Annotated in this window: 21 protein-coding genes; 9 read left to right on the forward strand and 12 right to left on the reverse strand. The window is 71.4% G+C overall.

The annotated features are described in order from the left end of the window. Positions 1–2: 2 nt before the first annotated feature. The 3 genes from SRB5_RS14560 to SRB5_RS14570 form a co-directional block, all read right to left on the reverse strand. A complete protein-coding gene (locus SRB5_RS14560) occupies positions 3–1,220 on the reverse strand; it encodes a cellulase family glycosylhydrolase (protein ID WP_153452363.1) in 1,218 nt (405 codons plus the stop codon). Positions 1,221–1,276: 56 nt separating this feature from the next. Further along, a complete protein-coding gene (locus tag SRB5_RS14565) occupies positions 1,277–1,777 on the reverse strand; it encodes an LURP-one-related/scramblase family protein (protein ID WP_153452364.1) in 501 nt (166 codons plus the stop codon). Between the two features lie 68 nt (positions 1,778–1,845). Next, positions 1,846–2,343 carry an SseB family protein gene (locus SRB5_RS14570; RefSeq protein WP_153452365.1) on the reverse strand — a complete coding sequence of 166 codons (498 nt, stop codon included), beginning with the start codon at positions 2,341–2,343 and terminating at the stop codon, positions 1,846–1,848. Positions 2,344–2,572: 229 nt separating this feature from the next. Between SRB5_RS14570 and SRB5_RS14575 the strand changes: the two genes are divergently transcribed. Both SRB5_RS14575 and SRB5_RS14580 read left to right on the forward strand, forming a co-directional pair. After that, complete coding sequence (locus SRB5_RS14575) at positions 2,573–4,399, forward strand: acyl-CoA dehydrogenase (protein ID WP_153452366.1); 1,827 nt, start codon at positions 2,573–2,575, stop codon at positions 4,397–4,399. A gap of 214 nt (positions 4,400–4,613) precedes the next feature. Then, positions 4,614–5,918, forward strand: a complete 1,305-nt coding sequence (locus SRB5_RS14580) for a M18 family aminopeptidase (protein WP_153452367.1) — start codon at positions 4,614–4,616, stop codon at positions 5,916–5,918. Positions 5,919–5,961: 43 nt separating this feature from the next. On the opposite strand, the gene SRB5_RS14585 is transcribed toward SRB5_RS14580, so the two are convergent. Further along, positions 5,962–7,776 (reverse strand): NHL domain-containing thioredoxin family protein, encoded by a 1,815-nt coding sequence (locus SRB5_RS14585; RefSeq protein WP_153452368.1) that lies wholly within the window; start codon positions 7,774–7,776, stop codon positions 5,962–5,964. Positions 7,777–7,876: 100 nt separating this feature from the next. On the opposite strand from SRB5_RS14585, the gene SRB5_RS14590 reads away from it, so the two are divergent. Then, the gene (locus tag SRB5_RS14590; RefSeq protein ID WP_153452369.1) at positions 7,877–8,857 is read left to right on the forward strand and encodes a pirin family protein; all 981 of its coding nucleotides are present in this window, start codon (positions 7,877–7,879) and stop codon (positions 8,855–8,857) included. Positions 8,858–8,888: 31 nt separating this feature from the next. On the opposite strand, the gene SRB5_RS14595 is transcribed toward SRB5_RS14590, so the two are convergent. After that, positions 8,889–10,988 (reverse strand): ATP-binding SpoIIE family protein phosphatase, encoded by a 2,100-nt coding sequence (locus tag SRB5_RS14595; protein WP_153452370.1) that lies wholly within the window; start codon positions 10,986–10,988, stop codon positions 8,889–8,891. 212 nt (positions 10,989–11,200) lie between these two features. Here SRB5_RS14595 and SRB5_RS14600 point away from each other — a divergent pair, with 212 nt between their 5' ends. Both SRB5_RS14600 and aspS read left to right on the forward strand, forming a co-directional pair. After that, positions 11,201–11,680 (forward strand): DoxX family protein, encoded by a 480-nt coding sequence (locus tag SRB5_RS14600; RefSeq protein ID WP_153452371.1) that lies wholly within the window; start codon positions 11,201–11,203, stop codon positions 11,678–11,680. 116 nt (positions 11,681–11,796) lie between these two features. After that, a complete protein-coding gene (aspS, locus tag SRB5_RS14605; RefSeq protein ID WP_153452372.1) occupies positions 11,797–13,560 on the forward strand; it encodes an aspartate--tRNA ligase in 1,764 nt (587 codons plus the stop codon). A 59-nt stretch (positions 13,561–13,619) separates the two neighbouring features. Here the strand turns inward: aspS and metG are convergent, their stop codons facing one another. After that, positions 13,620–15,227, reverse strand: coding sequence for a methionine--tRNA ligase (gene metG / locus SRB5_RS14610; RefSeq protein ID WP_153452373.1), 1,608 nt, complete (start codon positions 15,225–15,227; stop codon positions 13,620–13,622). Between the two features lie 239 nt (positions 15,228–15,466). Between metG and thiC the strand changes: the two genes are divergently transcribed. Then, positions 15,467–17,239, forward strand: a complete 1,773-nt coding sequence (gene thiC, locus SRB5_RS14615; RefSeq protein ID WP_153452374.1) for a phosphomethylpyrimidine synthase ThiC — start codon at positions 15,467–15,469, stop codon at positions 17,237–17,239. 65 nt (positions 17,240–17,304) lie between these two features. On the opposite strand, the gene SRB5_RS14620 is transcribed toward thiC, so the two are convergent. Then, on the reverse strand, positions 17,305–17,481 hold the full coding sequence (locus tag SRB5_RS14620; protein WP_153452375.1) for a hypothetical protein: 177 nt from the start codon (positions 17,479–17,481) through the stop codon (positions 17,305–17,307). Positions 17,482–17,505: 24 nt separating this feature from the next. Further along, positions 17,506–18,174, reverse strand: coding sequence for a hypothetical protein (locus tag SRB5_RS14625; protein WP_153452376.1), 669 nt, complete (start codon positions 18,172–18,174; stop codon positions 17,506–17,508). Between the two features lie 81 nt (positions 18,175–18,255). Here SRB5_RS14625 and SRB5_RS14630 point away from each other — a divergent pair, with 81 nt between their 5' ends. The 3 genes from SRB5_RS14630 to SRB5_RS14640 all read left to right on the forward strand — a co-directional run bounded on the left by SRB5_RS14630 (position 18,256) and on the right by SRB5_RS14640 (position 22,016). After that, on the forward strand, positions 18,256–19,632 hold the full coding sequence (locus SRB5_RS14630) for a VWA domain-containing protein (protein ID WP_153452377.1): 1,377 nt from the start codon (positions 18,256–18,258) through the stop codon (positions 19,630–19,632). A gap of 585 nt (positions 19,633–20,217) precedes the next feature. Then, a complete protein-coding gene (locus tag SRB5_RS14635; RefSeq protein ID WP_153452378.1) occupies positions 20,218–20,874 on the forward strand; it encodes a DUF5819 family protein in 657 nt (218 codons plus the stop codon). Further along, the gene (locus tag SRB5_RS14640; protein ID WP_153452379.1) at positions 20,871–22,016 is read left to right on the forward strand and encodes an HTTM domain-containing protein; all 1,146 of its coding nucleotides are present in this window, start codon (positions 20,871–20,873) and stop codon (positions 22,014–22,016) included. The genes SRB5_RS14635 and SRB5_RS14640 overlap by 4 nt, the downstream gene beginning before the upstream one ends. Here SRB5_RS14640 and SRB5_RS14645 read toward each other — a convergent pair. The 4 genes from SRB5_RS14645 to SRB5_RS14660 all read right to left on the reverse strand — a co-directional run bounded on the left by SRB5_RS14645 (position 22,010) and on the right by SRB5_RS14660 (position 25,759). Beyond that, a complete protein-coding gene (locus SRB5_RS14645; protein WP_153452380.1) occupies positions 22,010–22,384 on the reverse strand; it encodes a thiol-disulfide oxidoreductase DCC family protein in 375 nt (124 codons plus the stop codon). The two genes, SRB5_RS14640 and SRB5_RS14645, sit on opposite strands and share 7 nt — an antisense overlap. 33 nt (positions 22,385–22,417) lie before the next feature. Then, positions 22,418–23,245 carry a hypothetical protein gene (locus tag SRB5_RS14650; protein WP_153452381.1) on the reverse strand — a complete coding sequence of 276 codons (828 nt, stop codon included), beginning with the start codon at positions 23,243–23,245 and terminating at the stop codon, positions 22,418–22,420. Positions 23,246–23,409: 164 nt separating this feature from the next. Further along, complete coding sequence (locus tag SRB5_RS14655) at positions 23,410–24,414, reverse strand: metallophosphoesterase (protein ID WP_194292931.1); 1,005 nt, start codon at positions 24,412–24,414, stop codon at positions 23,410–23,412. A gap of 271 nt (positions 24,415–24,685) precedes the next feature. Continuing rightward, complete coding sequence (locus SRB5_RS14660; RefSeq protein ID WP_323377913.1) at positions 24,686–25,759, reverse strand: LacI family DNA-binding transcriptional regulator; 1,074 nt, start codon at positions 25,757–25,759, stop codon at positions 24,686–24,688. Positions 25,760–25,856 lie beyond the last annotated feature (97 nt).

A 25,856-nucleotide genomic window follows, 5' to 3' on the forward strand; every position in this document is an offset into this window, starting at 1 on the left:
CCTCAGCCGGCGGCGTCCGGGCGGCTCTTCTTGTACGCGGCGATGGCCTTCTGCAGCGCCTTGAACGACGGCTTCGCCGACCCGTCGAAACGCCGCAGACCGAAGTACCGGGACTTCGACCGGTTGTCCTTCACCCGCGCCGAGTCCTGGTCGGCGAACCAGAACAGCACCGCGACCCGCGGATTCGCCCCCGTCGTCGTCACCAGGTCCTCGGCGATCCGGGCCTGGAACTCCTCCGTGACATGGGTGGTGTTCGCCGGGATCCTCGTCCCGTCGGACACATTGCCCGGCCCCGACGTCGGGGCGCCGGTCTCGGTCAGCCAGATCGGCATCTTCGGCTTCCCGTACAGCTCCAGGATGCTCGCCAGATTGTTCTCGGACGCGCTGATGTCCTCGAACGCCGAGCCGTACTTGGTCCGGGCGCTGGCCAGATGGGGATAGGTGTACGGGTGGTAGCTGATCGCGTCCACCGCGTCCAGCGCCCCCAGCTTCGCCACGGCGCGCAGGAACTCGGAGTGGGCGATGTGCAGGTCGTCCGAGGACACCGAGGCCAGCCCGCCCATCAGCACCGTCGCCCCGGGATCGACGGACTTGATGGCCCGCGACGAACTCTTCAGCAGCTTGGTGTACGCGGCCGGGTCGGGCTTGGGCGACCAGAACGGGATGTTGGGCTCGTTCCAGATCTGCCAGGTGTGCACGCCCTTGGGGGCGTAGCGCTCGGTCGCCCGCCGGGTGAAGTCGGCGAACGCCGCCGGGTCCGCGGGAGCGCACCGCAGCCCCTTCACACAGCCCTCCACCCGCGCCCACGCCGGGGTGTACGCCACGGTCGCCAGCACCTCCAGCCCGCGGGCCCGGGCGGCGTCGGCCACCCGGTCGAACCGGTGCCACTCGTAACGGCCGGGAATGTCCGGCTCGATGTTGTTCCACGCCAGATCGACGCGGATCCACTGGGCGCCGAGCTTGCGGGCGTCGTCCAGGCTGGCGTTGAGCTCCCCGTCGGACATCCACGTCAGGGTGTCGGCGTAGGAGAGGCCGAAGCGCAGCTCACGGGACTTGCCGACGGCCGGCTCGGCGTCGTCGGACCCGGCCGGCCCGGACTTCGCGGCGGCGGCGGGAGGAGCGGGCGCGGGCTCGAAGGCGACGACGGTGGCGATCGCGGACACCACGAATCCGACCACCGCGATCAGTATCCGCTTGCGCCTGTCGGTCTGCTCCCTCATGGGCACAGCGTAATGGGCGCCCAACTCCCACGCGGCGTGCCCCGGATCGCCGCCGCCTACTCCACCCGCTCCCGCAGCCGGTTCTCCAGCCGGTCCACCGAGACCGCCACCGCCAGCAGCAGCGCCGCGTCCGCGTCCTCGCGCCGGATGTCCACCGCGTACGTGTCGCGGACCCGGAACCACTTCTTCGAGACCCGCGCCAGCCGCTCGTCCCCGAAGTCGATGTCGAACTCCTTGTCGATGATGTTCCCGGTGACGGTCAGCTCCTCACCGGTCGCCAGCTCGGCGCGATAACGCTCCCGCAGCAGGGCGAGCCGTTTCTTGGCGACGGTACAGACCAGCTCGCCGTCCGCCCGCTCGATGGTCATGGACGGCCGCAGCGCGGCGAGCTTCTGCCGGACGACCAGGGCGACCCGCCCGTCCGGCTCCTTCAGCTGCAGCGTCTCGCGCACCCGCAGCACCTTGCCGTCGACGAGGAACGCCGGCCGCCCGTTCTCGTCCTCGATCCAGAAGTCGTCACCGACGTCGAAGACCTTCTCCCGCACGAGGTACCTCATGCGCCGAGTCTGGGGGGTGCGGGGGCGGGGCGCACATCGGGAGCGCCGGTCAGGGAGCGTCGGCGGGATCAGCCGTACATCCGCCGCATCGCGAAGTCCACCATCTCCTCGACCGCCTTCGCGTCCACCACCATCCGGTGCTCGCCCTCCATGTCCAGGACGAACCCGTACCCGGTGGGCAGCAGGTCCAGGACCTCCGCGCCGGTGACGGTGAAGTACTTCGACTCCCGGCCCGCGTAGCGGCGGAGCTCCTTCAGCGACGTGAAGAGGGGGATCACCGGCTGCTGGGTGTTGTGCAGGGCGAGGAAGCCGGGGTTGTCGCCGCGGGGGCAGTAGATCTTGGACGTGGCGAAGATCTGCTGGAAGTCCTCCACGGCCAGCGACCCCGCCGTGAACGCCTTCACGGCCTCGGCCAGCGACGGCGGCGACGGCTCGGGGTACAGCGGCGGCTCCGCGTAGCCCCCCTGCTGGCCGGGCGCGCCCGCGTACGGCGGCGGCGTGGTTGCGTACCCCTGGTGGCCGGGGTGGGGCTGCCCCAGGCCCGCGTTCTGGTCGTAGCCGTACATGCCACAGAGCCTACCGGGGGAGGGCGGAAGGGGAACGGGGTCCGGCCAAGGGGGTGCGCCCGGGGTGCGGGACGGGGCCGGGGCGCGTAGGACAGACGTGGGGCGTATCACCTCAAGCGGGCGAATGCGATACCGGCGAGGGGTTGCGTCTTGTTACCAGCGGGTAGCATCATGGAAGCCTTCGCTTACTGATGTGTACGCCTGACCGCCTGATGCAGGAGCTGCCGCAATGGGCCACTACAAGCCGAACCTCCGGGACATCGAGTTCAACCTCTTCGAGGTGCTGGGCCGCGACAGCCTGTACGGCACGGGTCCCTTCGAGGAGATGGACACCGAGACCGCGAAGAGCGTGCTCTCGGAGATCTCCCGCCTCGCCGAGAACGACCTCGCCGACTCCTTCGCCGACGCCGACCGCAACCCGCCGGTCTTCGACCCCGCGACGAACACCGCCCCCGTACCGGACACGTTCAAGAAGAGCTACCGCGCCTTCATGGACTCCGAGTACTGGCGCCTGGGCCTGCCCGAGGAGATCGGCGGCACCACCGCCCCGCCGTCCCTCATCTGGTCGCACGCCGAGCTGGTCCTCGGCGCCAACCCGGCGATCTGGATGTACGCCTCCGGCCCCGCCTTCGCGCGCATCCTGCACGAGGAGGGCACCGAGCAGCAGAAGCACATCGCAAAGATCGCGGTGGAGAAGACCTGGGGCTCGACGATGGTCCTCACCGAGCCGGACGCCGGCTCCGACGTGGGCGCCGGCCGCACCAAGGCCGTGCAGCAGGAGGACGGCTCCTGGCACATCGAGGGCGTGAAGCGCTTCATCACCTCGGGTGAGCACGACATGGAGGAGAACATCATCCATTACGTGCTGGCCCGCCCCGAGGGCGCCGGTCCCGGCACGAAGGGCCTGTCGCTCTTCCTCGTCCCGAAGTACCTCTTCGACTTCGAGACCGGCGAGCTGGGCGAGCGCAACGGCGTCTACGCCACCAACGTCGAGCACAAGATGGGCCTGAAGGCGTCCAACACCTGCGAGATGACCTTCGGCGACCGCCACCCCGCCAAGGGCTGGCTGATCGGCGACAAGCACGACGGCATCCGCCAGATGTTCCGGATCATCGAGTTCGCCCGGATGATGGTCGGCACGAAGGCCATGGCCACCCTCTCCACCGGCTACCTCAACGCCCTGGAGTACGCCAGGGAGCGCGTGCAGGGCCCGGACCTCGCGCAGTTCACCGACAAGGCCGCGCCGCGTGTCACCATCACCCACCACCCGGACGTCCGCCGCGAGCTGATGCAGCAGAAGGCGTACGTCGAGGGCATGCGCGCCCTGGTGCTCCACACCGCCTCGGTGCAGGACACCATCGCCGTCAAGGAGGCCGCCGGCGAGGAGGCGTCCACCGAGCACGCGCTGAACGACCTGCTGCTGCCGATCGTCAAGGGCTACGGCTCGGAGAAGGCGTACGAGCAGCTGGCGCGCTCCCTGCAGACCTTCGGCGGCTCCGGCTTCCTGCAGGAGTACCCGATCGAGCAGTACATCCGCGACGCCAAGATCGACACGCTGTACGAGGGCACCACGGCGATCCAGGGCCAGGACTTCTTCTTCCGGAAGATCGTCCGCAACCAGGGCCAGGCGCTCACGCTGATCAGCGAGGAGATCAAGAAGTTCCTGGCCGAGGAGCGGGGCGGCGAGGAACTGGCCGGCGCCCGCGACCACCTGGCCAAGGCCGCCGTGGAGCTCGAGGCCGTCGTCGGCCAGATGCTGACCGACCTCGCGGCCACCGAGAAGGACGTCAAGAGCATCTACAAGGTGGGCCTGAACACCACCCGGCTGCTCATGGCCTCCGGCGACGTCATCGTCGGCTACCTGCTGCTGCGGGGCGCCGCCGTGGCCGCCGGGAAGCTGGCGGACGCCTCCGCGAAGGACGTGCCGTTCTACCAGGGCAAGATCGCGGCGGCGAAGTTCTTCGCCGACAACGTGCTGCCGCTGGTCGCCGTGCAGCGGACCATCGCCGAGGGCGTGGAGCTGGACCTGATGGAGCTGGACGAGGCCGCGTTCTGAGCCTGCACGAGGGCCCGTCACCGGAAGTTCGCCGGTGACGGGCCCTCGTGCTTGCCGGGGGCGCGCGAGAAAGCCGCGTAAGCCTCGTATCGCCGCGAAATCCCTCCGTTCGCGCAGGTCGCGGCGGTTCCCCGGCCGGCTTGCCCGGGATGTCCCCCCGCAGGTCGTGCGGGGTCCGGTCCCGTCGTCGCCGCCTGTCCATATGCTGGAGTCCATGAGCCCTCAACGCCCCGGCCGCCGCTTCGATCGCGGCCACACCGACGACCTGATGTCCTTTCTGGCCGTGAGCCCCTCCCCCTACCACGCGGTGGCGGGTGCCGCCGAGCGCCTGGAGAAGGCCGGCTTCCGTCAGGTCGAGGAGACGGACGCCTGGGACGGTGCGGCGGGCGGGCGCTATGTGACCCGCGGCGGGGCCATCGTCGCGTGGTACGTGCCGGAGGGCGCCGCGCCCTCGACGCCGTACCGGATCATGGGCGCGCACACCGACTCCCCCAATCTGCGGGTCAAGCCGCTGCCGGACACCGGGGCGCACGGCTGGCGGCAGATCGCCGTGGAGATCTACGGCGGCACCCTGCTCAACACCTGGCTGGACCGCGATCTCGGGCTCAGCGGCCGGCTCACCCTGCGCGACGGCTCGACCGAGCTGGTCAGCGTCGACCGGCCGCTGCTGCGGGTGCCGCAGCTGGCCGTCCACCTGGACCGGTCGGTGAACGCCGACGGGCTCAAGCTCGACAAGCAGCGCCACATGACGCCCGTGTGGGGCCTGGGGAAGGTCGCCGAGGGCGATCTGATGTCCTTCGTCGCCGGCGAGGCCGGGGTGCGCGAGAAGGACGTCGCCGGCTGGGACCTGATGGTGCACAGCGTCGAGCCGCCCGCGTATCTGGGCCGCGACCGCGAGCTGCTGGCCGGGCCCCGGATGGACAACCTGCTGTCGGTGCACGCCGCCACCACCGCGCTGATCACCGTGGCCACCGGCGACGAGCCGCTGGACTGCGTGCCCGTACTCGCCGCGTTCGACCACGAGGAGAACGGCAGCCAGTCCGACACCGGCGCCGAGGGCCCGCTGCTCGGGAACGTGCTGCGGCGTTCCGCGCTCGCCCGCGGCGGCACCTTCGAGGACGCCGCCCGGGCCCTGGCCGGCTCGGTCTGCCTCTCCTCCGACACCGGCCACGCCGTCCACCCGAACTACGCCGAGCGGCACGAGCCGGGCCACCACCCCGTGCCCAACGGCGGCCCGATCCTCAAGGTCAACGTCAACCAGCGGTACGCCACGGACGGCGCCGGCCGCGCGGTGTTCGCCGCGGCGTGCGAGCGGGCCGGGGTGCCGTGGCAGAACTTCGTCTCCAACAACGCCATGCCCTGCGGTACGACGATCGGCCCGATCACGGCCGCCCGGCACGGGATCACCACGGTCGACATAGGGGTGGCGATCCTGTCGATGCACTCCGCCCGCGAGCTGTGCGGCGCGGACGACCCGCACTATCTGGCGGACGCGCTCACCGCGTTCCTCGAGGGCTGACCGTCGCGGGGAATCCACAGGCTGTGGATTCCCCGCGACGGCGTCAGTCGTCCAGTCCGGCGAGTACGAGGCCCAGCCGCCCGGTGCCGCCGGCCGAGACCTTCACGGGGACGCCCCAGTCCTGCTGGTGGACGTGGCAGGCGGGATATTGGATCGCGGGATCGTCGTCGCACGACGCCGCCGTCGCCGACACGTGCAGCACGCCCTCGGTGACCCCCTCCGCCAGCACCAGATCGCGGCTGAGGTCCGTCCCCGCGCCCGCGCCGGACGCCAGCAGCTCCGGCGGCGTCGAGCTCACCAGGAGCCGCGTCGAGGGCCCGTACCGCTCGTCCAGCTTCTGCCCCGACGGCGCCCGGAACACCACGTCCAGCCGCAGCGCCCCCGGCGCGACCTCCGTCGCCGCCCGCCGCGTCCGGTGCGCCACCGGCTCCACCCGCAGCGCCTCCTCCGGCAGCCGCAGCCGCGTCAGCCGGTGCCGGGCGGACTCCACGACCAGCAGCTCCCCGTCCACCAGCACGGCCGCCGAGGGCTCGCGCAGATCCGTGGCCAGGGTCGTGACCTCGCCGGTGGCGGGGTCGAAGCGGCGCAGGGCGTGGTTGTACGTGTCGCAGACGGCCACCGACCCGTCGGGCAGCGCCGTCACCCCCAGCGGATGCTGGAGCAGCGCCTGCTCCGCGGCCCCGTCCCGGTGCCCGAAGTCGAACAGCCCGGTGCCCACGGCTGTACGGACCTCGCCGGACTCCCGGTCCAGCCACCGCACGGCCGAGGTCTCCGAGTCCGCGATCCACAGCCGGTCCGCGGTGGCCGCCAGCCCCGACGGCTGCGCGAACCACGCCTGATCCGCGGGCCCGTCGACCAGCCCCTCGTTGGTGGTCCCGGCCGCCGCCGCGACCGTCCCGGCCGCAGGGTCGTACGTCCACAGCTGATGCACCCCGGCCATCGCGATCCACACCCGGCCGTCGAACCACGCCACGTCCCACGGCGACGACAGATCCACCTCGGTCGCCGCCCCCGCCACCGGCGACCCCTGCCACCACTGCCGCCCGGTCCCCGCCACCGTCGTCACCTCACCGGTCGCCGGGTCCAGCCGCCGCAGCGCGTGGTTCACGGTGTCCGCGACGATCACGCCCCCGTCGGGCAGCAGCGCCAGCCCCTGCGGCTCGCTGAACGCGGGCTCCGTCCCGTCCGTCAGCCCGCGCTCACCGGTGCCGACGCGCCGCAGCACCGTCTCCCCGTCGGGCGCGAACTCCACCAGCTGATGCCGGGTGGTGTCGGAGACCAGCAGATTCCCGCCCGGCAGCACCAGCGCCTTGCCCGGGAACCGCAGATCCGTCGCCTGCGGCTCAGGCGGCACGTACGGCCCGTCCCCGCGCCGCAGCGTGCCCTTGGCGGCGTGCTCGGCCTCGAGCCCGGCCACCAGCGCCTCCAGGGCGTGCGCGTGGCCCTCTCCGGCGTGCTGGGCGACGATGTACCCCTCGGGGTCGACGACCACGAGCGTCGGCCAGGCCCGTACGGCGTACTGCTTCCAGGTCGCCAGCTCCGGATCGTCGAGCACGGGGTGCTCCACCCCGTACCGCTCGACGGCGTCGACCACGGCCCGGTGCTCGGCCTCGTGGACGAACTTCGGCGAGTGCACACCGACGATCACCAGGGTGTCGCGGTGCTTCTCCTCCAGCTCGCGCAGTTCGTCGAGGACGTGGAGGCAGTTGACGCAACAGAAGGTCCAAAAATCAACAACAACGCACTTACCTCGCAGGTCGGCGAGGGTGAGTTCCTTGCCTCCCGTGTTCAGCCAGCCGCCCTTGCCGATCAGCTCGGGGGCACGGACACGGGCGCGGCGGGGTGCGGGGCTGTTCATGGCACAAGGGTGCCACCCCCGCGCGGCGCGCCGGGAATGGGTCGCGCTTGCGAGTTGTTGTGAGTTCAACTATCTTGGAAGTCGAACCGAGGAGGTCCCCATGCCTGCTGTGACCGTAGAGAATCCGCTGACCCTGCCCCGCGTCGCGCCCCCCGGGGACGACACCCCGGCGCGCAAGGTGCTGGCCGTGACCACCGCGCCGAGCGGCTTCGAGGGCGAGGGCTTCCCCGTGCGCCGGGCGTTCGCGGGGATCAACCACCAGTACCTCGACCCGTTCATCATGATGGATCAGATGGGCGAGGTGGAGTGGCAGGCCGGCGAGCCGAAGGGGACTCCCTGGCATCCGCACCGGGGCTTCGAGACCGTCACGTACATCATCGACGGGATCTTCGACCACCAGGACTCCAACGGCGGTGGCGGCACCATCACCAACGGTGACACCCAGTGGATGACGGCGGGCTCCGGGCTGCTGCACATCGAGGCCCCGCCGGAGCACCTGGTGGTGTCCGGCGGTCTCTTCCACGGCCTCCAGCTGTGGGTGAACCTGCCGGCCAAGGACAAGATGATGGCCCCGCGCTACCAGGACATCCGCGGCGGCACGGTCCAGCTGCTCACGACCCCCGACGGCGGCTCGCTGCTGCGGGTCATCGCCGGCGAGCTGGACGGCCACCAGGGCCCCGGCATCACGCACACGCCGATCACCATGGTCCACGCCACGGTGACGCCGGGCGCGGAGATCACCCTGCCGTGGCGCGAGGACTTCAACGCCCTGGCGTACGTGATGGCCGGCCGCGGCTCGGTGGGTACGGACCGGCGGCCGGTGCACACCGGGCAGACGGCGGTGTTCGGGCCGGGCGGGTCGCTGACCCTGCGCGCGGACGAGAAGCAGGACGGGAACACCCCGGACCTGGAGGTCGTCCTGCTCGGCGGGCAGCCGATCCGCGAGCCCATGGCGCACTACGGCCCGTTCGTGATGAACACGAAGGCCGAGCTCATGCAGGCCTTTGAGGACTTCCAGAAGGGCCGTCTGGGCACCGTCCCCGCCGTGCACGGGATGACGGAGAAGGGCCCGCAGGGCTGAGCGGCCCCGGCGGGTGAGGGCGGCGAGGGGCCTACGGCTCCTCGCCGCTTTCGTACACCTCGAACCAGATCGACTTCCCGTCCCCCCGCGGCTCCACCCCCCACGACCCCGACAGGGCCTCCAGCAGCAGGACGCCGCGGCCCGAGGAGGCCAGTTCGCCGGGGTGGCGGCGGTGGGGGAGTTCGTCGTCGCTGTCGTCCACCGCGACGCGCAGGGTGCGGGCGTGGGGCGGGCCGGTGATGTCGGCGCGGATGCGGGCGTCGCCGTCGGTGTGGACCAGGACGTTGGCGATCAGCTCGGAGAGGACCAGCTCCGCGGAGTCGACCTGGTCGGGGGTGCCCCAGTCGTGGAGCATCCCGCGCAGTTCGTGGCGGGCGTCGGCGACGCGCTGCTGCTCGTCCTGGCGGACCGTGAGGTGCAGGTACCGGCCGCCGTGCTCCTCGCGGGTGGCGGGGCGTACGCCGTCGCGGCCCAGCAGGATCAGCGCGATGTCGTCCTCGCGGCGTTCGGCGTGCGGGCCGGGGTGTTCGTGGGCGTGGACGCCGCTGACCGCGTCGATCAGGGCGTCGGCGAGGGATTCCAGATCCTCGTCGGCGTGCGCGGCGAACACCTCGCGGATCCGGCGGCGGCCGGTGTCCAGGTCGTGGCCGCCGGTCTCCACCAGGCCGTCGGAGCACAGGAGCAGCGTCTCGCCGTGCTCCAGGCGCAGCTCGGTGACCGGGTAGTCGGGGTCGGGGACGATGCCCAGCGGGAGGCCGCCCTCGGTGGGGCGTACGACCATGGTGCCGTCGCCGAGGCCGATCGCCGGGTCGAGGTGGCCGGCGCGGGCGATGGTGAGGGTGCCGTCGCGGGGGTCGGCCTCGAGGTAGAGGCAGGTGGCGAAGCGGCGGGCGTCGTCGTCGGGGAGGTCGGGTTCGTTCTGGTTGATGCCGTGCAGGAAGCGTGAGGTGCGGGCGAGCACCGCGTCGGGGTGGTGGCCCTCGGCGGCGTAGGCGCGCAGGGCGATGCGCAGCTGGCTCATCAGGCCCGCGGCCCGTACGTCGTGGCCCTGGACGTCGCCGATGACCAGGGCGGTGTTGCCGTTGGGCAGGTTGATCACGTCGTACCAGTCGCCGCCGATGTCCAGTCCGCCGCCGGTGGGGACGTAGCGGGCGGCGACGGTGAGGCCGGGGATGTCGGGGGTGGTGGCGGGCATCATCGTGCGCTGGAGGCCCGCGGAGAGTTCCCGTTCGGACTCGTGCACGTGGGCGCGGGAGAGCGCGGCGCCGAGCATGCGCGCCACGGTGGTGAGCACGGAGCGCTCGTCGGGGGTGAACAGGGCCGCGTGGGAGAAGGCCGCCATCCAGGTGCCGGTGGTCTTCCCGCCGGTGGTCAGGGGCAGGTACGCCCAGGAGCGGCGGCCCAGGCGGGAGGCGTAGTGCCAGGCCTCGGGGAAGCGGCGCTCGTACTCCTCGGGGCCGGGGATGTAGATCGCGCGGCCGGTACGGACCGCGACGGCGCCGGGGTAGTCGCCGGCGAGTTCGATGCCGTGGAAGGCCTCGGCGTCGGCCTCGGTGTAGCCGTGGTGGCCGATCAGCTTGAGCTCGTCGCCCTCGACGCCGAAGACGGCCATGCCGTCGGGGGTGAAACCGGGCATGGCCAGGGACGCCGCGACGCGCAGCACCTCGTCGGTGGAGCGGGCCTCGGCCAGGGCGCGGCCGGCGTCCAGGAGGAAGGCCTCGCGCGACAGCCGCCAGTCGCCGGCCAGCGGGGGCGGCGGTGAGGTGCCGGCGGTGGAGCCGGGCAGCGGTTCGATGAGCTCCTGCAGGGTGCCGGCGAAGGTCCTGGGGTCGCCGGGGACGTGGCGCCAGCGGGCGCGGACGGTGCGCAGGACCTGGCCGGAGGAGTCGACGACGCGCAGGATGGCCTCGTGGACGGTGTCCTCGGCGCGGGCGAGGTCGAAGAGGCCGCGCAGCTCGACGTAGTCCAGCATGTGGAGCCGGGAGCGGACATCGGCCGAGGAGGTTCTGGTCCGGTCGGGGGGCATCCCCATCAGCCGGGCGGTCTCGGTGTTCATCCGTACCTCGCCCGACCCCGTGTCCCACCGCCATACGCCGGTGCCGACGGCGGTGAGCACCTCCTCGATGCGCATTTGCATATTTTAGGCATCTTTGCTGGGTGATGCCGGATGAGGCCCCTCTTACTGATGTGGTGTGGACATGCCCACCCGGTCCCGCTAGCGTCGTGTCATCGGCCCCGTGCCGTACTGCTCCCGCGACGGCTCCTGCCCGTGGCGGATCCGTCATCGCTCGCTGTACGTGAGTACCCCCCACCTGAGACGGACCACCGACGGGAGCACACACCATGAGAAACGACTCGACGTCCGGGCTGCTCGCGGCCCTGCCCGAACGCGCCGGCGCCCATGCCCTCGCCCTGTTCCGCATCGTCGTCGGGCTGCTGTTCGCCTGCCACGGCGCCGCCACCCTGTTCGACGTCTTCGGCGGCCCGCGCTACGGCGGCGTCCCGCCCACCGGGGAGTTCCCCGACTGGTGGGCGTCCGTGATCCAGCTCGCCGGCGGCACCCTGGTGCTGCTGGGCCTGGGCACCCGGTCCGCGGCGGTGCTGTGCTCGGGCTCCATGGCGTACGCGTACTTCACGAAGCACCAGCCCGACGGCCTGCTCCCGCTGGAGAACGGCGGTGAGGCGGCCGTCATGTTCTGCTGGTCGTTCCTGCTCATCGCCCTCCTCGGCCCCGGCCGCTGGGCCCTGGCGGGCATACGCGGCGCGATGACGGGCACCCCGGCGACCGTACCGAGGCGGCAGGAGAAGCAGCCGTCCCAGTAGCCGTACGCGCGGCGGCGCCGTACGACAATCGGCGCCGCCGCCCGGCGGGTAACCTTGACGGCTGGTGGTAAGCCCACCACCTCATCCCCTTCCCGTCTCGATGATCAGGATGAACGATGCACCCTTACCGCTCCCACACCTGCGGTGAACTCCGCTCCGGCGACGTCGGCACCGACGTCAGGCTCTCCGGCTGGCTGCACAACCGGCGCGACCTGGGCGGCATCCTCTTCATCGACCTCCGCGACCACTACGGCATCACCCAGCTGGTCGCCCGCCCCGGCACCCCCGCGAACGAGGCCCTCTCCCGGCTGACCAAGGAGACCGTCGTCCGCGTCGACGGCAAGGTCGCCTCCCGCGGCGCGGAGAACGTCAACCCCGACCTGCCGACCGGCGAGGTCGAGATCGAGATCACGGACGTCGAGGTGCTGGGCGCCGCCGGCCAGATCCCGTTCACGATCAACGCCGAGGACGGCGTCAACGAGGAGAAGCGCCTCGAGTACCGCTTCCTCGACCTGCGCCGCGAGCGCATGCACCGCAACATCATGCTGCGCACCGCCGTGATCCGCTCCATCCGCGAGAAGATGACCGGCCTCGGCTTCAACGAGCTGGCCACCCCCATCCTCTCGGCCACCTCCCCCGAGGGCGCCCGCGACTTCCTGGTCCCCTCCCGGCTGCACGCCGGCAAGTTCTACGCGCTGCCGCAGGCCCCGCAGCAGTTCAAGCAGCTGCTGATGATCGCCGGCTTCGACCGCTACTTCCAGATCGCGCCCTGCTTCCGCGACGAGGACGCCCGCGCCGACCGCTCGCCGGGCGAGTTCTACCAGCTCGACATGGAGATGTCCTTCGTCGAGCAGGAGGACGTCTTCCAGGTCATCGAGAAGGTCATGACGGACCTCTTCGAGGAGTTCGGCGAGGGCCGCCACGTCACCTCCCCGTTCCCCCGCATCCCCTTCCGCGAGGCGATGCTGAAGTACGGCTCCGACAAGCCCGACCTGCGGGCGTCGCTGGAGCTCGTCGACATCACGGACGTCTTCGCGGGCTCGGAGTTCAAGGCCTTCGCCGGCAAGCACGTACGGGCCCTGGCGGTGCCGTCCGTGCAGGACCAGCCGCGGAAGTTCTTCGACGGCCTCGGCGACTACGCCGTCGAGCAGGGCGCCAAGGGCCTGGCCTGGGTGCGCGTCGGCGACGACGGCAAGCTGACCGGGCCGATCGCCAAGTTCCTCACCGAGGAGAACGTCAAGGTCCTGACCGACCGGCTGGGCCTGGCCGCCGGGCACGCCGTCTTCTTCGGCGCGGGCGACGTCGACGAGGTCTCCAGGATCATGGGCGCGGTGCGGGTCGAGGCCGCCAAGCGGGCCGGGCAGTTCGAGGAGAACGTCTTCCGCTTCTGCTGGATCGTCGACTTCCCGATGTTCGAGAAGAACGAGGACACCGGCGAGATCGAGTTCTCGCACAACCCGTTCTCCATGCCGCAGGGCGGCCTCGAGGCCCTGAACACCAAGGACCCCCTGGACATCCTCGCCTGGCAGTACGACATCGTCTGCAACGGCACCGAGCTGTCGTCGGGCGCCATCCGTAACCACGAGCCCCAGGTCATGTACCGGGCGTTCGAGATCGCCGGCTACTCCAACGAGGAGGTCGAGCGCGAGTTCGGCGGCATGCTGCGGGCGTTCAAGTTCGGCGCCCCGCCGCACGGCGGGATCGCCCCCGGCATCGACCGCATCGTGATGCTGCTGGCCGACGAGCCGTCCATCCGCGAGACCATCGCCTTCCCGCTCAACGGCAACGCGCAGGACCTCCTCATGGGCGCTCCGAGCGAGGTCGACGAGACCCGGCTGCGGGAGCTGCACCTGACCATCCGCAAGCCGCAGCCGAAGTAGTCGCGGTACGACGAAGCCCCCCGCCGTCTTCGTACGGCGGGGGGCTTTGTCGTACGAGCTCAGCCCTTCGCGGGCTCCTCCAGCCGCGGGAACAGGATCGCGCCCTTCGTCACCCGCGCGCCCGCCGGCAGCTGGCCCCACTCGGCGGCCTCCGGGATCCGCTGCCCGGCCAGCTCACCCAGCGACGCCTCCGCGCCCAGCGACGCCCACAGCTTCTCCGCCGTCGACGGCATCACCGGGTTCAGCAGCACGGCCGTGGCCCGCAGGGCCTCCGCCGCTGTGTACAGGATGGTCGCCAGCCGGGCCTGACCGGCCTCGGAGGTGTCCTTGGCGACCTTCCACGGCTCCTGCTCGGTCAGATACAGATTGACCTTCCGCACCAGCGCGAACACGGCCTCGATGCCGCCCGCGAAGTCCAGCTCCTCGCCGATCTTCCGGTCGGCGACCGCCACGGCCTCCGCCAGCCCGTCCACGATGACCTGCTCGGCCTCGCCGGAGTCCGTCGCCGCGGGCAGTTCGCCGCCGAAGTACTTCACCGTCATGGCACCCACCCGGGACGCCAGATTGCCGAAGTCGTTGGCCAGCTCGCTGGTGTAGCGCGCGGTGAAGTCCTCCCAGGAGAACGAGCCGTCCTGGCCGAACTGGATCGCCCGCAGGAAGTACCAGCGGTAGGCGTCCACGCCGAAGTGGTCGGTGAGGTCCTGCGGCTTGATGCCCGTCAGGTTCGACTTCGACATCTTCTCGCCGCCGACCATCAGCCAGCCGTTCGCGAACACCTTCCCCGGCAGGGGCAGCCCGTTCGCCATCAGCATCGCGGGCCAGATCACCGCGTGGAAGCGCAGGATGTCCTTGCCGACGAGGTGCACGTTCGCCGGGAACGTCCCCTCGAACTTCGCCTGGTCGGCGCCGTAGCCGACGGCGGTGGCGTAGTTCAGGAGGGCGTCGATCCACACGTAGATGACGTGCTTGTCGTCCCACGGGACGCGCACGCCCCAGTCGAAGGTGGAGCGGGAGATCGACAGGTCCTGGAGGCCCTGCTTCACGAAGTTCAGGACCTCGTTGCGGGCGGACTCGGGCTGGATGAAGCCGGGGTTCGCCTCGTAGAACTCCAGCAGCTTCGGGCCGTACTCGGAGAGCTTGAAGAAGTAGTTCTCCTCCTTCAGCATCTCCACGGGCTTCTTGTGGATCGGGCAGAGCTTCTCGCCGCCCTCCCCGTCGAGGAGCTCGCCGGGCGTCTTGTACTCCTCGCAGCCCACGCAGTACGGGCCCTCGTAGCCGCCGCGGTAGATCTCGCCCTTGTCGTACAGGTCCTGCACGAACTCCTGCACACGGTCGGTGTGCCGCTTCTCCGTCGTGCGGATGAAGTCGTCGTTCGCGATCTCCAGGTGCTCCCACAGAGGCTTCCACGCCTCGGTGACGAGCTTGTCGCACCACTCCTGCGGGGTGACCCCGTGCGCCTGCGCGGTACGCATGATCTTCTGACCGTGCTCGTCCGTGCCGGTGAGGTACCACACCTTCTCACCGCGCTGGCGGTGCCAGCGGGTGAGGACGTCGCCTGCGACGGTCGTATAGGCGTGGCCCAGGTGGGGAGCGTCGTTCACGTAATAGATGGGGGTCGAGACGTAGAACGCCGTCGCCCCCTGCTGCTCAGATCCAGTGGCCGCCATGGTGCGAAATCCTACTGGTCGCGGGGAGCTGTCTCTCCTCGATTACGGTCCGTCATCGCCCGCCCCCGGTCTTCCCGGGCGTGCGTACGGGCCGCTACCGTGAGGGCACGATTTCGCACACCGCGGGAGCTCGGAGCACCGGGCTGAGAGGGCGCTGACGCCGGTCGGACCACGACCGGGAGGGCTGCGCCGACCGCCGAACCTGTTACCGGGTAATGCCGGCGTAGGGAGTGGGTCTCATGACCTTGCAGGATGCACGCACGCCCGAAAACGGCCCGGACGCGGCGCGTCCCGGCTGGCACAAGGGCTATCTCACGGGATCACGGCCGGACATCCGGGTGCCCGTCCGCCGGGTGCACCTCACCACCGGGCAGTCCGTCACGCTGTACGACACCTCCGGCCCGTACACCGACCCGGAGGCCGCCACCGACGTCCGCCGGGGCCTCGCCCCGCTGCGCGAGCACTGGATCACCGCGCGCGGCGACACCGAGGAGTACGCGGGGCGTCCGGTGCGCCCCGAGGACGACGGGCTCAAGCACACCTCGCCACGCGGCGGGCTGCGGAACCTGGATGCCGTCTTCCCGGGCCGGCCGCGGGTGCCGCGGCGGGGGCGGGACGGGCGGCCGGTCACGCAGCTCACGTACGCCCGGCGGGGGGAGATCACCGCGGAGATGGAGTACGTGGCGCTGCGCGAGGGCGTCGCGCCGGAGTTCGTCCGGGACGAGATCGCCGCGGGGCGGGCGGTGCTGCCGGCGAACGTCAACCACCCGGAGATCGAGCCGATGATCATCGGCAAGAACTTCCTGGTGAAGGTGAACGCGAACATCGGCAACTCGGCCGTCACCTCCTCCATCGAGGAGGAGGTCGAGAAGATGACGTGGGCGACCCGCTGGGGCGCCGACACCGTCATGGACCTCTCCACCGGCCGCAACATCCACACCACCCGCGAATGGGTGCTGCGCAACTCCCCCGTCCCCATCGGCACCGTCCCCCTCTACCAGGCCCTGGAGAAGGTCGACGGCCGGGCCGAGGAGCTGACCTGGGACATCTACAAGGACACCGTCATCGAGCAGTGCGAGCAGGGCGTCGACTACATGACCGTCCACGCCGGCGTCCTGCTCCGCTACGTCCCCCTCACCGCCCGCCGCAAGACCGGCATCGTCTCGCGCGGCGGCTCGATCATGGCGGCGTGGTGCCTGGCGCATCACCGGGAGTCGTTCCTGTACGAGAACTTCGCGGAGCTGTGCGAGATCCTCGCCGCCTACGACGTGACGTTCTCCCTCGGCGACGGCCTGCGCCCCGGCTCCATCGCGGACGCCAACGACGAGGCGCAGTTCGCGGAGCTGCGCACGCTGGGGGAGCTGAACCGGATCGCGAAGTCGCACGACGTCCAGACGATGATCGAGGGCCCGGGCCATGTCCCGATGCACAAGATCAAGGAGAACGTCGACCTCCAGCAGGAAATCTGCGACGAGGCCCCCTTCTACACCCTGGGCCCGCTGACCACGGACATCGCCCCCGCGTACGACCACATCACCTCGGGCATCGGCGCCGCGATGATCGCCTGGTGGGGCACGGCGATGCTCTGCTACGTCACCCCGAAGGAACACCTGGGCCTGCCGGACCGGGACGACGTCAAGACGGGCGTGATCACGTACAAGATCGCAGCCCACGCCGCCGACCTGGCCAAGGGCCACCCCTCGGCCCAGACCTGGGACGACGCCCTCTCGGACGCCCGCTTCGAGTTCCGCTGGGAGGACCAGTTCAACCTGGCCCTGGACCCGGACACGGCCCGCGCGTACCACGACGCGACGCTGCCGGCGGAGCCGGCGAAGACGGCGCACTTCTGCTCGATGTGCGGGCCGAAGTTCTGCTCGATGAAGATCAGCCAGGACATCCGCCGCGAACACGGCGGCGACCTGAGGGCGGAGGAGATCGAGGCGGGAATGGCGGAGAAGTCCCGGGAGTTCGCCGCGACGGGCAACCGCGTCTACCTGCCACTCACGGACTGACCCACCGCGCCGGGCGCTCTCCCCGCCGACGGGGGCGCCCGGCGCGGGCCCGGCCTCCGCCTGCCTCAGCGGAGGCCGGCCCGCCAGGCCACCGGGCCCAGGCGGCCCGATTCGGCGAAGCCGACCGCGAACGGTTTGTCGCTCTCGTCCGTCACCAGGTGGACGCTGCACTCCGTCACCGTCTTGCCCGGCAGGATGTCCTGCCTGAGCCAGCCGGACCGGCTGCCACGGCGTACGGACACGAGTCGATCCGGGAGCGTGCCTCTTCAGGGCTTGTCGTCCACCGGGTATCCGATCCGCGCCGCCTCCGCCGAGACCTCGGCCAGGGACGTCTTCGGGTTCAGTCGCGCGATCAACTCGCCGTCCAGCGGGCGGAAGGCGTAGACGTGGCGTATCGCGTCGAGGTCAACGGACGTCTCGTAGTAGTCCTCCGCCCAGGTCCGGAACGCTTCGGGGGTGCCCTCTGTGAGGAGGTGGAACAACCAATCGGAGCCGTCCGGGTCGTCGTTGTCGTCGGGGAAGTCGATCTCTCCCGTGTGCCAGTGCGCGTCCGTCGCACCGCGCCACAGGCACGCGGTGATCCGGGGCATCTCCTCGTCGGCGAAGGCCGGTTCGGTGACGTACTCGCGGAACGCGACCGGGACCGAGTCCACCACCCCGGGCCAGGGGCCGTCCTCCACGTACGGGCTCATCGGGGACTCGTGGTCGAAGCCCCGGATGTAGGCGCCGGCGGGGGAGAAGACGATGGCGTAGTCGTTGCCGGAGCCGTCGTCCATCAGGGCGGTCTCCTCCGTCTCGGACCACTCCCGGTCGAAGGCGTGGATCCGGAACTCGCTGGCCGGGTTCAGCACTGTCTCGAGCATGGCTATGGACCGGCACAGGTCCTTCAGGGCCGGGATGCCGGGGAGGGAGCGGGCGACGTCGTGGACTGTCATGGGTCCATGAAAGCGGAGGGCACTGACAGCGGGGCGCTGTGGGATGTGGCCCGGTGGGCGGGGGGCTGGGAGACTCGGGGTATGGGCGGGAGCGTGTTGCGCAAGGGTGGGAACGTCGGTGTTCAAGCGGGGGCCGTGCGGGCCGCGTTGAGTTGGGTGGACGCGCCGGGGGCGCCTGCTGTGGACGCGTCCGCGCTGTTGCTGACCGGGGGCGGGCGGGTCCGGGACGACGGGGACTTTGTTTTCTACAACCAGCCCGGGCATTCGTCCGGGGCCGTGCGGCATGTGGGCAAGCAGGTCGGCGGGGGTGTCGCCACCGATGCCGTGGAGGTTGAGCTGCGGCGGGTGGAGCCCGGAGTCGAGCGGATCGTGTTGTGTGCCTCCGCCGACGGGGCGCCGTTCGGGGTGCTGAGCGGGCTGGTGCTGCGGCTGGTGGACGTGGGGTCCGGGGCCGAGCTCGTACGGTTCGACATGGCGGCCGATACGGAAACCGCGTTCATCGGCGGGGAGCTCTACCGGCGGGACGGCGGGTGGAAGTTCCGCGCCGTCGGGCAGGGGTACGCGTCCGGCCTCGCCGGGCTGGCCACCGACTTCGGCATCACGGTCGACGACGCCCCCGTCCCCGCGCCGCCGCTCCCGCACCACTCCGGCCCGCCGACCCTGTACGCGCCGAGCCCCCAGCCCGCGCCCGCCGTCGCCCCCGGCGAGGAAAGCCTCCCCGTCGACATGCGCAAGCGCCTCTCCCTCCGCAAGGAGCAGGTCGCCGTCAGCCTGCGCAAGCACGGGGCCGAGGGCGTCGTCGCGCGGGTGATCCTCGTGCTCGACGCCTCGGGGTCCATGTCCGCGCTGTACTCCCGCGGAGTCGTCGCCGGCGTCGTCGAGCGGATGGCCGCCGTCGCCGCGCAGCTGGACGACGACGGGGAGATGCAGGCCTGGACGTTCGCGTCGAACCCCGCGCGGCTGCCCGACCTCAGGATCGGTGAGCTGCCGGAGTGGCTGCGGCTGCACGTCCGCTGCGGGCAGCTCGCCGTCTTCCGGCGCCGCAAGCCGCAGCGGGGGCTGCTGCCGGGGCAGGTCGACATGCGTCAGGTCGGCATTCAGAACGAAGAGCAGAAGGTCATCGCGGACGTCCGCTCGTACGTACGAGACAACCCGGCCGCCGCCCCGACCCTCGTCCTCTTCTTCTCCGACGGCGGTGTCTACCGCAACGACGCGATCGAACGCGAGCTGCGCGAGGCCGTCGAGGAGCCACTGTTCTGGCAGTTCGTGGGCCTGGGCCGGTCGAACTACGGCGTGCTGGAGCGCTTCGACACCCTCCCCGGGCGCCGGGTGGACAACGTGGGCTTCTTTGCCGTCGACGACATCGACCGGGTGCCGGACGCCGAGCTGTACGACCGGCTGCTGGGCGAGTTCCCGCTGTGGCTCGGGGCCGCGCGGCAGGCCGGCATCCTCCGGTAACCGGCAGAACGTAGACCCGACCGTCCGGAAATAGGATTCGTAGCACTTAGGCGCCACCCGACTGTAATGTCGGGTTAGTGGCAAGTCGTACGCGTTCTACCGTATTTCGTCGTGTCTTAATGTCTGCGTGAGCAACCAACCCACCCGAGCAAGCCGCGTGCTGACCGCCCTGTGGTCCGTACTGTCGCTGCTGCTGACCCGCCTGGCCGCCCGCGTGGCCCGGCGCCCCGGCCGGCCGGAGCCCCAGGCCCCGTCCGCCCCGGCCCCGCAGCCGCAGCCGCGACCGCAGCACCCCCCGCGGCCCGCCCCCGCAGCCCAAGCCCGCGCGCCGCGCCCCCGCCCGGCGACGTGGTACGCCGACCGGGCTCCCGCCGCCGGCCCACGCCCGCCGGCCCCGGCGCCCGTACGCCTCCCCGTGCCTGTCACCCGCTGGGAGGCCGAGCGCCTCTGGCCCCCACCCCGCAGCCCGCCTCCCACCAGGACGTACGAAGACCTGGGCCCCGCACCCGGACCCGCCGAGCGGCGTCCGCACCGGGCCACATCGAGAACCGGACACACGAACACCCGCACACCCCAGGTGCCCCCATGACCGTGCCGCCCCCCGTAACGGACCGCCCCACCGCCCCCGTTCCCGCGGATCCCGCGGAGCGGCTGGCGCCCGGTGGGACGAGCCTGCGGCCGAGGTACCGCCGTGCCCTCACGGCCGGCGCCGTGGCCGTCGTTTCGCTGGCGCTCTACCACTGCGCCATGGTGTTCCTGGCCATCGCGCCCCCGAGCACCGTCAAGAACCACGCGTACCGCCAGGTCGACTGGTGGATCTACCCCTGGTTCGAGCAGGGCTGGAAGATGTTCGCGCCGGAGCCCGTCGCCACCAACCGCGCCGTCGAGGTGCGGGTGTACGGCGCCGACGGGGCGAGCCGCTGGGAGAACCTGACGGCCATGGACGACGCGCGGATCCGCGGCGACGTGATGACCAGCCGCCAGCACGCCAACGTCGTCCGCCGCGCCTGGGACGGACTGTCGGGCCTGGACCTGCGCAAGGGCCCGCGCAACGCACACGAGCGGATCAAGTTCCGCTACACCCGCAATGTGATGACCGGCCGCATGGAACAGCTGGGCTACCACGACTTCGACCGGCTCCAGGTCCGCGTCCGGATGCAGAAGGTGCCCCCCTTCGACGACATGAACGCCGTGCAGCCCGTACGAACCGTCGTGCTGCCCTGGTGGAAGGTGCGGACATGACCGTACGCGCGCTGGCCGGCGCGGGCCGGGGCGAACTGGAGTCCCTGGCCGGACGGCTGACCGACTTCTTCCGGCTGCTGACGCTGCGCCCCCTGGCCCTCTACAGCGCCGCCGCCATCCGGATCGGCGTCGGCGGACTCTTCGCCCTGTACCTGATCCGCGAGCTGCCGTACGCGGACCTGCTCTGGGGCCCGCACTCGCCGTGGACGCCGCAGCTCGCGGACGAGTGGCTGCAGCTGTACGGCTGGCCCGACTGGGTGGAGTTCCTGTACAGCCCGCTGATCACCACCGACGTACGGCTCTTCTACGCGCTGTACGGGGCGGCGGTCGTCATCGCCCTGCTCTATATGGTGGGCTGGCACACCCGGGTGACGGGCGCCCTGCACACGCTGTGCGTGATGGCGTTCTTCACCCGCTCCTGGCAGCTCACCGACGGCGGTGACATGGCCATCATGCTGATCACCTTCTACGCCGCGTTCACCGCGTCCGGCCGCCGCTGGTCCCTGGACGCGCGCCGGGCACGAAGACGGGCGGAGACACACGGCCCCGCGGACTACCGCCTCCTGCCCGGAACAGGCGAACAGGCCGAGGAACTGCGCCGGCGGGCCGTCACGTTCGTCCACAACGCGGCGCTCGGCGTGATGGCCGCGCAGATGATGATGATCTACTGCGCCGCCGCGCTGGTGAAGGTGATGGGGCCGAAGTGGCAGGACGGCACGGCCCTCTACTACATCCTGCACATCTCCTGGCTGCAGCCCTTCCCGGCGCTGAGCGAGTGGCTCGCGGGTCCGGGGCATCTGGTGCCGCTGGCGGTGATGGCGTACGTGACGGTGTTCTCGCAGCTGTTCTTCCCGCTGGCCGTCTTCAACCGGACGGTGAAGTACTGCTGGCTGGTGGTGATGTGCGGGACGCATCTGGGGATCATCGTGACGATGGGCGTCTTCCAGTTCTCCGTGATCATGCTGATCGGCGATCTGGTGTTCCTGCCCGACAGCTTCTGGCGCCGCGCGGCGTACTACACGCGCGTCCTGTTCGCCGCCCGCGGCGAGCGACCGGCCCCGCCCCCGTCCGGCTCCGGACCGCCGCTGCCCGTGCCCGCGCCGGCGGACGGCGCCGCCGGGGAGAAGCTGGCCAGCTACTGAGGCCGCACCGCGCAGGCGGGGGTGCCGCCCGGCATCCGGTGCCGGTTCGCGGCGATCAGCCGGTACGCCGCGCGCGCCAGCAGGCTCACCGGCGGCATCGCGAGCAGCAGCCCCGGGACCCGCCACAGGGGGCCGGCGCCGCGCAGCAGCCGGGACACCGCGTCGGCGCCGCCGTACACCCGGCCGTCCGGGGCGATCCACAGCACCTCGTACCGCGCGCGCTCCCGCGTGACCCCCAGCGCGTCGAGGTCCGCGAACTGCCACGGCGTCACCTCGCAGTCCGGCCGGATCCGCCGCTCGGCGAAGCGCACGCACGTGGTGCAGAAACCGCAGTCGCCGTCGTACACCAGAATCGCCCGGGTCGTCATGCCTCCAGTGTGGACCCGGGGGCTCCCGGGGCGTCAGTCCGGCTCGTGTTCCGGGCCGCCGTAGTCCGGGCTGGTGAAGTCGGGGCTGGAGAAGCGGGGGCCGCCGGTGGCGGACGAGCCCTCGTCGGGGCTGGAGAAGCCGGGGCGCGAGTAGCCCAGCCGCGGCGTGCGCCCGCCGGCGTGGGCGTCGGGTCTCAGGGTGTACGGGCTGTCGGGGCCGGGGTCGCCGCCGCGGGCCAGGGCCTCGCGCAGGAACGGTTCGATGCCGCGCTCCAGCAGCGCCGCGCGCCATTCGTCGCGGGCGCGCGCCACCTCCCGTTGCGCCTCGCCGCGGCCGCCCGCGGGGATGGACGTCGAGCCGTTGCGCAGGGCCGTGAGCACCAGGCCGGCCATGGCGATGACGAACGTCGCCACGGTGAGCAGCGCGAAGAACCAGCCCGCGGTACGGATCGGCTGCGCCACCGCGGGCTGCGGGCGCAGCGAGCCGAGCACGTATCCGAGGAGGAGGAATATCACCGCCGCGCTCGCCGACAGCAGCGGCGCCAGGACGGCCACCACGGCCGCGACCCCGGCGCTGCCGCCCTCCGCGGCGGGGGCGGCGAGCCCGCCGAGCGCCCCGACGCCCGGGCCGTTCTCGGCGGACGCCGCCGGGCGGCGCAGGGCCTCGCGGGCGGACACGTACGCGTCGTACTCCACGGCCGCGCAGGAGGCGATGGCCGTGACGGCGCCCAGGGCCATGGTGCGCAGCTGCTGCGCGGTCGGGGCGGGGCCGGTGTCGCGGCCGGCCGCGTGCAGCGCTTGGTCGAGGATCCGCTCGAACTCCGGGCGGTCCTCCGACAACAGATGCCGAGCTGAGGTCATGAGCGCATCCCCCGAGGCTCCGTGGCGGCACCGAGTCAGGTCACGGGTGCGGGAGCGGATTCGGTGGCCGGTGTGTCGATGGTAGGACGCGGACGGCACGCCGTGACAGTGACTTCGCGTAACTTACCCGAGTGTTAAGGGTGGTTAACGTCGAATGACCGGAATCAGCCCGCCAGCGGAAGCCGGGCGATCAAGAGCTTGCCCTCCATGGTGACCCCGCCGTCCATCGCGACGGCCAGTCCGTCGGCGTAGACGTGCGGTCCGCGCACGGCGGCGGCGCGCTCGGTGCGCTCGTTCTCGTCGGCGACCTCGCCCAGCAGATACGGGATCGGGCTGTGCCCGTGGACGACCCGGCCGCCCCCGTACTGCTGCAGCAGCTCGCGGACGGCCGCCGGCCCGGAGTCCTCGTCACGGAACGCGAAGCGCTTGGTGAACTTGCGGAAGAGGTCCCACACCTCGTCCGCGTCGGCGCGGGAGAGGATCTCGTGAATCGTGTCGTTGACGCCCTCGATGGAGTCGCCGTAGTCCAGGTACGCGGTGGTGTCGGAGTGCAGCAGCAGATGCCCCTCCTCCAGCGCCACCGCGTCCAGCCGGGCCATCCACTGCAGATGGACGTCGCCGAGGCGCTCCATGTCCTGGCGCTGGCCGCCGTTGAGCAGCCAGGCGGCCTGGAAGGAGGCGGTGCCGGCGCCGGAGTTCACGGGGGTGTCGGCGAAGCGCTTGGCGCCCAGGAGCAGCAGCTCGTGGTTGCCCATCAGCGCCTTGCAGAAGCCGCCGGCGGCGGCGGCCTCGGCCGACAGGTTCATCACGAGCTCGATCACGCCGATGCCGTCCGGGCCCCGGTCGGTGAAGTCGCCGAGGAACCACAGCCGGGCGTTGCCCGCCGCCCAGTGCCCCTCGCCGTCGATCAGACCGTGCGCGCGCAGCGCCTCGAGCAGCTCGTCGAGGTAGCCGTGCACGTCGCCGACGACGTACAGCGGCCCGTAGCCGGACTGCGGGACGGGGCGGATCACCGGGAGGTCGTGCTGGGTCGGCGTGTAGCCGTCGTCGCGCGCCGGCGGGGCGGGGGCATGGGTGGGCAGCGGCGGGACGGCACCCATGGGCGCGCTGCCCCCGGCACCGCCGTCCACGGCGCGCGCCACGGCAACGCGGTCGGCCCGTTCGGTCATCGACCCCTCCACACCAGATGTCCACGCCGGGGCCGCGACGACGGGGCGGCCTTACGGTGTTGTGCGCCCATCATAGGAATGCGACCGGTGCCTTGGGGCATACCCGGGCCCGACATCGGCGCTTCACCCGTCTTCACACCCCCGGGCAGGGGCGTATTGCCCCCGCGTCGGTGTGTTTGGGGACGCTTGTCCTGCGGCGACGGTTCCCGCGCGGACGGGGGGATGTCACGCGGATGTCATACGAAAGAGGGGCGTGCGCCGGGCGTGGCCGTTACGGCGTGGGGCGGCGCGGTTCGGTCACCACGGCGCGGGCCGGGCGACGGCGGGAGGAGGAGCGGACGATCAGCTCCGTGGGCATCACCCGCTGCACGGGGCGGTCGGTGTCCGCGCCCTCGATGGCGTCGATGAGTAGCTGGATGACGGCCGTGCCGATCCGGCGGGGCTTCAGCGACAGGGTGGTGATCGGCGGGTCGGTGGAGGCGTAGCCCTCGGACTCCGAGCAGCAGATGAGCATCAGGTCGTCCGGGACGCGCAGCCCGTAGCGGCGGGCGGCGGCCAGCAGGTCCGTGCCGTTGGGGTCGAAGAGGCCGTAGACGGCGTCGGGGCGGTCGGGGCGGGCCAGCAGCCGGTCCGCGGCGACCGCGCCGGCGCACGGGTCGTGCGCCGGGTAGCGCTCGTACACCGGGTCCTGGCCCACGCGCTCGCACCAGTGGAGGTATGCCTGGGTGGAGACGGAGGTGTACGTGTCGGTGGAGGTGCCGGTGAGCAGGCCGATCCGGCGGGCGCCGGCCTCGGAGAGATGGTCGAGCAGGCCCAGGACGGCGGACTCGTGGTCGTGGTCCACCCAGGCCGTCACGGGCAGCGAGCCGCCGGGGCGGCCGTCGCTGACGACGGGGATTCCCTGCCGGACCAGATCGGCGACGTGCTGGTCGCTGTCGGAGGGGTCGATGACCACGGTGCCGTCGAGAGCCACGTTCGACCAGACGTCGTGGCGGGAGGCGGCGGGGAGGATGACCAGCGCGTAACCGCGGGCGAGGGCGGCGGAGGTGGCGGCGCGCGCCATCTCGGCGAAATACGCGAATTCGGTGAAGGTAAACGGTTCTTCGCCGTAGGTCGTGACCGTTAAGCCGATGAGACCGGAGCGTCCGGTGCGCAGGGCGCGGGCGGCGGCGGAGGGGCGATAGCCGAGGCGGTCCGCGACCTCGCGGACATGGCGTCGGGTGGTGTCCGGGAGCCGTCCTTTGCCGTTGAGTGCGTCGGAGACGGTGGTGATCGAGACGCCGGCCGCTTGCGCGACGTCCCGGATGCCCGCCCTCTCCAGCCGGCGGCTGGAAGGCCGGCTCACCCGAGGTTGAATCGAGCCGGTCACGTGCTCCCCTTACTTCCGCGGTCGGTGGTCGCCGAACTTTGACGCGCGGTGCGCAGACAGATAGTCGGTCTGC

It is taken from the genome of Streptomyces smaragdinus (assembly GCF_009604385.1).
Taxonomy (GTDB): Bacteria; Actinomycetota; Actinomycetes; order Streptomycetales; family Streptomycetaceae; genus Streptomyces; species Streptomyces smaragdinus.

Coding starts and splice junctions, on each gene's coding strand:
- SRB5_RS14560 (WP_153452363.1), bottom strand. CDS start 1,220: ATGAGGGAGCAGACCGACAGGCGCAAGCGGATACTGATCGCGGTGGTC.
- SRB5_RS14565 (WP_153452364.1), bottom strand. CDS start 1,777: ATGAGGTACCTCGTGCGGGAGAAGGTCTTCGACGTCGGTGACGACTTC.
- SRB5_RS14570 (WP_153452365.1), bottom strand. CDS start 2,343: ATGTACGGCTACGACCAGAACGCGGGCCTGGGGCAGCCCCACCCCGGC.
- SRB5_RS14575 (WP_153452366.1), top strand. CDS start 2,573: ATGGGCCACTACAAGCCGAACCTCCGGGACATCGAGTTCAACCTCTTC.
- SRB5_RS14580 (WP_153452367.1), top strand. CDS start 4,614: ATGAGCCCTCAACGCCCCGGCCGCCGCTTCGATCGCGGCCACACCGAC.
- SRB5_RS14585 (WP_153452368.1), bottom strand. CDS start 7,776: ATGAACAGCCCCGCACCCCGCCGCGCCCGTGTCCGTGCCCCCGAGCTG.
- SRB5_RS14590 (WP_153452369.1), top strand. CDS start 7,877: ATGCCTGCTGTGACCGTAGAGAATCCGCTGACCCTGCCCCGCGTCGCG.
- SRB5_RS14595 (WP_153452370.1), bottom strand. CDS start 10,988: ATGCGCATCGAGGAGGTGCTCACCGCCGTCGGCACCGGCGTATGGCGG.
- SRB5_RS14600 (WP_153452371.1), top strand. CDS start 11,201: ATGAGAAACGACTCGACGTCCGGGCTGCTCGCGGCCCTGCCCGAACGC.
- aspS (WP_153452372.1), top strand. CDS start 11,797: ATGCACCCTTACCGCTCCCACACCTGCGGTGAACTCCGCTCCGGCGAC.
- metG (WP_153452373.1), bottom strand. CDS start 15,227: ATGGCGGCCACTGGATCTGAGCAGCAGGGGGCGACGGCGTTCTACGTC.
- thiC (WP_153452374.1), top strand. CDS start 15,467: ATGACCTTGCAGGATGCACGCACGCCCGAAAACGGCCCGGACGCGGCG.
- SRB5_RS14625 (WP_153452376.1), bottom strand. CDS start 18,174: ATGACAGTCCACGACGTCGCCCGCTCCCTCCCCGGCATCCCGGCCCTG.
- SRB5_RS14630 (WP_153452377.1), top strand. CDS start 18,256: ATGGGCGGGAGCGTGTTGCGCAAGGGTGGGAACGTCGGTGTTCAAGCG.
- SRB5_RS14635 (WP_153452378.1), top strand. CDS start 20,218: ATGACCGTGCCGCCCCCCGTAACGGACCGCCCCACCGCCCCCGTTCCC.
- SRB5_RS14640 (WP_153452379.1), top strand. CDS start 20,871: ATGACCGTACGCGCGCTGGCCGGCGCGGGCCGGGGCGAACTGGAGTCC.
- SRB5_RS14645 (WP_153452380.1), bottom strand. CDS start 22,384: ATGACGACCCGGGCGATTCTGGTGTACGACGGCGACTGCGGTTTCTGC.
- SRB5_RS14650 (WP_153452381.1), bottom strand. CDS start 23,245: ATGACCTCAGCTCGGCATCTGTTGTCGGAGGACCGCCCGGAGTTCGAG.
- SRB5_RS14655 (WP_194292931.1), bottom strand. CDS start 24,414: ATGACCGAACGGGCCGACCGCGTTGCCGTGGCGCGCGCCGTGGACGGC.